The sequence below is a fragment of the Campylobacter sp. 2018MI13 genome, assembly GCF_018501135.1.
Classification (GTDB): Bacteria; Campylobacterota; Campylobacteria; order Campylobacterales; family Campylobacteraceae; genus Campylobacter_E.
On sequence record NZ_JAHCZC010000087.1, the window covers coordinates 1 to 6,550 of the forward strand.

Genomic DNA, 6,550 nt, shown 5'->3' on the forward strand with positions numbered 1-6,550 from the left:
AATTAATAGAGTTATCATAAAAACTTTTTTAGAATTTACAAGAAGAAAATTAATTATTTTATTCATTTAAGCTTTTCAAATAAGCCATTAATTCCACTCTGTTTTATAATATCTAAAAACTGAGCTCTATAACTAGCTATTAAACTTGTATTTAAAATATCAATATCATATAACTTACATTCGTTATTGATAATTCTAAACTTAAATATCATTTCTTTAACTTGTTCTTCATACTCAACTTTCATATTTGCCTGACATCTTTTATCATCTATATTAGTGCTTGTTAATTCAAGGCTACTACCTTTAACCAAATCAATTTTAGATGAAAAATCTTTTTTAAGTCTTTCTATAAAAATATTTTGAAATTCTGCTAATTTTTCAGCGCTTAACTCATTAGCGTTTTTTGAAAGAACTAATTTTGTCATTAATTCAATATCTAAATCATCTTTTAATAAATTAAATAAATCTTGTGATTTATCGTTGCTATCACCCTTAAAGATATCTTGTATTTTTGCAACATCTAAAACAATATCATCTTTAAAAGTATCAATTTTGTAAGCATATAAACTTGCTAAGCTTAAAGCTATTATTAATAATTTTTTCATTCTAATTCCTTTCGGTTTTTTTCATAAAAATCCCTTATTGTTACATAAGGATTTATACTTTTATAAGCTTCATTAATTAAAGCAGAATTACTACTTGTTTTATCAATCAGCCCAAAAGCAGAAACGCTAATACTAGCATTATTAGTTAAATAAAAACTAGGCTTTAAAGCATAATCAAACGGCAAAGCTAAAGCATCTCTTACATTTGCAGGCCCTAAAAATGGTAAAACAATATGCTCTCCTGGTGGAACACCCCATCTAGCAAGCATCAAGCCAAAATCACTTTCTTTTTCATATTTAAAAGGTCTTAAAATACCACCTAAACCCAATGTGGTATTACCTAAAAATGCTCCTAATTCAGCAGTTCCTGATTTAAATTCTCCACTCAAGTATAAAGTAATAAATCTAAGCGGAGACCCTAAATTGTGGAAAAAATTATTAACACCTTTTTTAACTATTGGAGGAGTGATAGTATTGTAAATATTGCTAAGTGGTCTTAAACTCATATTATAAACTGCATAATTAAAACTAGTAACAGCTTTATTGTAATTATAAAATTTATCTACCCTTTCTACTTGATTAAATTCTGCTTCAAAATCATCAATTTCGTTCGCAACTACTAGTGTAATCAAAGAAAGAATAAAAAATATTTTTTTTATCACAAAATTACTCCATAGTTAGTATTTTTGGCAAATAATAACAAAAAAATAGTAAGAACAAACTATGAAAATTAATCTAGAAATTGAATTTATTTTAAATGATAATGTAAAAATTACAAAAAAACATATATTGCTTTTACAACAAATTAAAACAGACAAAAGCATTAGCAAAGCTGCTAAGAATTTGAATATTTCTTATAAAAATGCTTGGGATAGTCTTGATGAAATAAGCAAAGCTAGTGAGTATAATTTATTTTCAAATACTTCAAGAAAAGAAGGAAGTAAATTAAGTGCTTTTAGTGAAGATATATTAAAAAAATATGAAGAGTTTTGCAAATTTAAAGCCAAACTCAATGATGATTTTACCTATAAACTATCAGCTCAAAATAAAATTAAGGCTAAAATAGTTGAGATTAAAAATGAGAAAAATTATATAAATCTAACTTGCAAATGCGGTGATGACTTAATAAAAGCAAATATTTCAGTAGCTGCTCTTACTGAATTAAATCTAAAATTATTTGATGAAGTTATATTAATAACAAAAATTAATTTTATAGAATTAGAAAATAATAAAGAAAATAGCTTTAATGCAATTATTCAAAATATAGATATTAAAGATGAGCTAATTTATTTTACATTAAATTTCAATAATCAAATCATCAAAGCAATTGGTAAAAAAAATAAATTATGTAAAAATTACTCAATAAATGATGTAATTCAATTTCAAATTCCCGCTAAAAAAATCATAGTATCTTTATAACTTGTTACGAAATGTAACAATTTTTAATTTAATTTATAAAAATGTTACATTTTAGATAAGATTTAAATAAAATTATGTTAAAAACTTACTCAAAATCATAATTTTAAGGATAATTATGTTGGATATAACGCTTATTTTATTGGCTGCAGGTAATTCTACTAGGTTTAATTTACCTTGTAAAAAGCAAAATTTATATATAAATAAATCCCCATTATGGCTATATTTAGCAAAAGAATTTGAGAAATTATATAAGTTTTCAAAAATAATAATTGTTTGTGATGAGCCTTGTTTTTATGAAGTTAAAGAGCCAAATTATATTTATGTTAAAGGCGGTAAAGAAAGATTTGAAAGTATTGAAAATGCTTTAGAAAAAATAAATTCTCAATATGTTTTAATTACTGATGTAGCAAGAGCTTTTATTAATCCTAATGTATTAAACGAACTTATATTAAATGCTAAAAATTATGATTGCGTTTTTCCAGCTATTAAAATTGTTGATACAATTTATAATGAAGAAAAACAATGCTATTTAAATAGAAATGAACTAAGATTAGTTCAAACCCCACAACTTAGCAAAAGCTCTGCTTTAAAATCTGCGAATTTAAAAAATTTTACAGATGAAAGCTCGGCAATATTAGCAAATAACGGAACAATAAAAGCTATAAATGGAGATGAATTAAGCTTTAAAATAACTACAAAAAATGACTTGCAAAAATTAAAATTACTCAATCTAGCAAAGCCAAGTAAAGATATTTTTGTTGGATATGGATACGATGTTCATGAGTTTTGCCACTCTAATGTAGGGCATAAATTAGATGAAGATAATAAAAATGAAGAATTAATCTTAGCAGGTGTAAGACTAGGAAAAGAATATGCTCTAAAAGCACACTCTGATGGAGATGTATTAGCTCACGCATTTACTGATGCTTTATTTGGAGCTTGTGGCTTAGAAGATATTGGAGCTGCTTTTAGCCCTGATGATGATAATTATCATAACGCAAATTCTATGCAACTATTAAAACTTGCTTATGATAAATGCAAATCTTATGGATACGAGCTAATTAATGCTGATATTACAATATGTGCTGAAAAACCAAAACTCTTAAAATATAAACAAGAAATGCTAAAAAATTTAATCACTACCCTAAAAACAAGCAATATTAATATAAAAGCTACTACAACAGAAAAACTAGGTTTTGTTGGGCGATGCGAAGGTATAAGCGTAAGCGTAGTTGTTAATATGAAATTATTTGATTGGAGCGAGTATGAGAATATTAATAGTTGAAAATGAGATTTACTTAGCTCAAAGTATGGCTTTAAAGCTAAATGATGCTGGATATATTTGTGAAGTTGCAAATGATTTTAAAGATATAAAAAACAAATATTATGATGTTATTTTGCTATCTACTAATATAGATAATTTTTTAAAAGTTATTCAAAATCATAAAAATAGCGTTATATTATTGTTAGTTTCTTATGTGAGTAGTGATACAGTTAGTATGCCTATTGAAGCTGGAGCGTATGATTACATACAAAAACCTTTTATGATAGAAGAACTTATTAGAAAAATAAACTATTTTTATGGCTACAACAAGCTAAAAGCTCAAAATACCGCATTAAGTAGCTATATAAAATCAGTTATTGATTCAAAATTTCATACAGCAAAAAGATTAGTATTTCCAACACTAATAAAAACAAATAAGCAAATCTTAGCAGATAGCTATGTTTTTAATTATGTATTCTCTCATAATGTAAATATTCATTTTACTGATTTAAGTAGCTCATTTAATCTAAATAATTTATTAGTAGGAGATAGAGATATTAGATATTTTACAAATTTTCAAGTTTTAAAAGGCTCTAAATTAGAGCAAATTATCAAGCTTAGTAAAGGGCAAAATTTTATATTTCACACTAATGGAAATGCCGATATTGAAGGCTTTAACATAATTGAGCTAGAAGACAATTCAAATACACTAGCATTAGGAGAAATTCTAACAATTGATGATTACATAAAAAATATGATAATTAATTGGCAAAAAAGCTATTCTGATACAGAACTTAGTAAAAAATTAGGATTAAGCAGAAAATCACTTTGGGAAAAAAGGAGAAAATATGGAATCAATAAAAAATAAAATAAAAGAAATAAAAATTACTGAAAAAGAATTAAGTATATTAAGTTTAATTGAAATTAATTCTTTTAATACCAATGGATATTTACCAAATAAAGAAGAAGTTTTTAAAGAATTTAATTCCGCCACAATTGATAAAAATATATCAGCCTGTACTTTGGCTTTTTCTCCTAATTACGAATTAAATAATGATATTAAAAACTATCAATGCAACAATGAAGTTGCTTTAATATTAAATGATAAAAAAGTAGGAAAAATCACTCAAGCAACTACTTTTGATAATGATAAAGCATATACAAATATATTTAGTGCAAATACTTGCAAATTAGATAAAGAATTAAATCCTTGCATAGCAGGAAAGGTTGAGATTTTTAATAATGAATTTAAAAAAGTAAAAACTGCTCTAAATAATAAAATCAAAAAAAATAATGCTAAGAAAATAACAGCCCTAATCCTAAATGCCGACCCAATTACAAGAGCACACGAAAGAATGCTAAGATGGACTATTGATAAGGCTGATTTAGTGATAATTTTCGTAGTTGAAGGATATGATACAAATTCTTTAAATTTTCAAGCAAAAAAAGAATGCTTTGAATACTATGCGAAAAACTTTTTACCACTTGAGAGAATTTTCCCTGTGTATTTAAAAAACATAGATTTATTTAGTCCTTACCTTGACCCAAATTACGAATGTTTATTGGCAAGTTCATTTGGTGCAAATAAGCTAGTAATAGGACAAAATCATCAAGGTTTAGGATTGTTTTATGATAATAATTTAGCTCATACAGCCATAGATGAATTATCTAAAAAAACAGGCTTAGAGCTAATAGTTTTACCTGAATTTGTATTTTGTAATAAATGCAATGTAATGGTAAGCACAAAATCATGCCCACACGGAGCTCATCATCACATAAAATATCGTTCATCAATGATTAGAGAAATGCTTCATTCAGGGCTAATCCCGCCAACCGTTTTAGTAAGAAAAGAAATATCAGCAAAGCTATTAGCACACTTACACCCTAATAGATTTAAAAATGTTCAAATGATTTATGATGGATTATTTCCAAGTAATGGTATTATAGAAAAACGAAGTGATGAAGACCTTTATAAAGAGCTAATTACTTTATATCAAACAAGTTATATGATTTAAGGAGATTTTATGAATAATTTTAATGAATTTTGTGAAAAAGTTCAAAGCGAAAAAGACTTTTTTAAACCACTTGCTTTTGCTTTAGGTGTTGGGTATTTCGGACAAAAAAGCAAAGAATTAATTTATATTGATTTTGCAAATGTAAATTATATGCAAAATTTCGGCACTTTTGCTGTATATTTTAAAGAATTAGCACTAAATAATTACAAAAATGAAAGTGAATTTTGTATCGAGCTTAAAGAAGAGCAAATCAAAAATATCTTAAAACATTTTGAATGCTTTGAAAACGATGGCAAAAGACACGAAAATATAATAAGTCTAAAAGCAGCTTTAAAAAATATAAAAAATGAAAGATTTTTTCTAGTTGCACTAAATAACGATGAAGCACCTAAAAGCATTGCTAGTGTTTATTTAAAACTACATTTATTATCAAGACAATTCGTAAAACCAAGAGAGATTAATCTAAATGGAGCTTTTGGGCTATTAAAAAATCTTGCTTGGAGCAATTCAAAACCTTATGAATTAGAATATTTAAGAGAATTTGAAGCTGAATTAAAATTTAGCAAAACTTATCCTGAAATTGATTTTGTAGATAAATTCCCAAGATATTTACAAACAATAATCCCAGCTGATAATACAAGGATTTTAGATACTTCTAAGGTTAGATTAGGAGCACATTTAGCTAATGGAACAACGATTATGCCAGGTGCAAGTTATGTGAATTTTAACGCAGGAACTCTAGGTTCAGTGATGTGTGAAGGTAGAATTTCAAGCTCTGCAATAGTAGGCGAAGGTAGTGATGTTGGCGGTGGTGCAAGTATTTTAGGAGTATTAAGCGGGACTGATGGCACACCAATTAGTGTTGGTAAAAGATGTTTATTAGGAGCAAATAGTGTTACAGGAATAGTTTTAGGAGATGATTGTATAATTGATGCAGGTATTGCAATTTTAGGTGGAAGCAAGGTTGAATTGTTATTATGTGATGGACTTAAGAATGCAAATCCTAATTTTAATTTTGATAAAAATGTTTATAAAGCTAAAGAATTATCAGGATTAAATGCCCTACACTTTAGACTAAACTCAACTAATGGAAAACTTCAAGTAGGCTTTAATAAAAAAGCAATTAAACTAAATAAAGATTTACATTAAAACTAAGAAATTACGAGAAATCGTAATTTCTAAATATCACTTAAAATATGTATTTTGTTAGTATTAAATATAAACTTATAAATCAATAAGAATACGCT

7 protein-coding genes are annotated in these 6,550 nt (G+C 26.2%); 5 read left to right on the forward strand and 2 right to left on the reverse strand.

Annotated features, from left to right (window positions below):
- Window positions 1-62: 62 nt before the first annotated feature.
- Together KJQ99_RS08185 and KJQ99_RS08190 are read right to left on the reverse strand one after the other, a co-directional pair.
- Window positions 63-605 (reverse strand): MlaC/ttg2D family ABC transporter substrate-binding protein, encoded by a 543-nt coding sequence (locus tag KJQ99_RS08185; protein WP_214150506.1) that lies wholly within the window; start codon window positions 603-605, stop codon window positions 63-65.
- A complete protein-coding gene (locus tag KJQ99_RS08190; RefSeq protein ID WP_214150507.1) occupies window positions 602-1,237 on the reverse strand; it encodes an MlaA family lipoprotein in 636 nt (211 codons plus the stop codon). Before KJQ99_RS08190 ends, KJQ99_RS08185 begins: the two co-directional genes overlap by 4 nt.
- A 91-nt stretch (window positions 1,238-1,328) precedes the next feature.
- On the opposite strand from KJQ99_RS08190, the gene KJQ99_RS08195 reads away from it, so the two are divergent.
- From KJQ99_RS08195 to KJQ99_RS08215, 5 genes are all read left to right on the forward strand, one after another.
- Entirely contained in the window at window positions 1,329-2,024 is a 696-nt protein-coding gene (locus tag KJQ99_RS08195; protein ID WP_214150508.1) for a molybdenum-dependent transcriptional regulator, read from the forward strand.
- 115 nt (window positions 2,025-2,139) lie between these two features.
- Window positions 2,140-3,309, forward strand: coding sequence for a 2-C-methyl-D-erythritol 2,4-cyclodiphosphate synthase (gene ispF / locus KJQ99_RS08200; protein WP_214150509.1), 1,170 nt, complete (start codon window positions 2,140-2,142; stop codon window positions 3,307-3,309).
- Window positions 3,290-4,156, forward strand: a complete 867-nt coding sequence (locus tag KJQ99_RS08205; protein WP_214117208.1) for a response regulator — start codon at window positions 3,290-3,292, stop codon at window positions 4,154-4,156. Before ispF ends, KJQ99_RS08205 begins: the two co-directional genes overlap by 20 nt.
- Entirely contained in the window at window positions 4,137-5,303 is a 1,167-nt protein-coding gene (locus KJQ99_RS08210; protein ID WP_214150510.1) for a sulfate adenylyltransferase, read from the forward strand. Before KJQ99_RS08205 ends, KJQ99_RS08210 begins: the two co-directional genes overlap by 20 nt.
- A gap of 9 nt (window positions 5,304-5,312) precedes the next feature.
- The gene (locus KJQ99_RS08215; RefSeq protein WP_214150511.1) at window positions 5,313-6,452 is read left to right on the forward strand and encodes a tetrahydrodipicolinate N-succinyltransferase N-terminal domain-containing protein; all 1,140 of its coding nucleotides are present in this window, start codon (window positions 5,313-5,315) and stop codon (window positions 6,450-6,452) included.
- The last annotated feature ends 98 nt before the right edge of the window (window positions 6,453-6,550 follow it).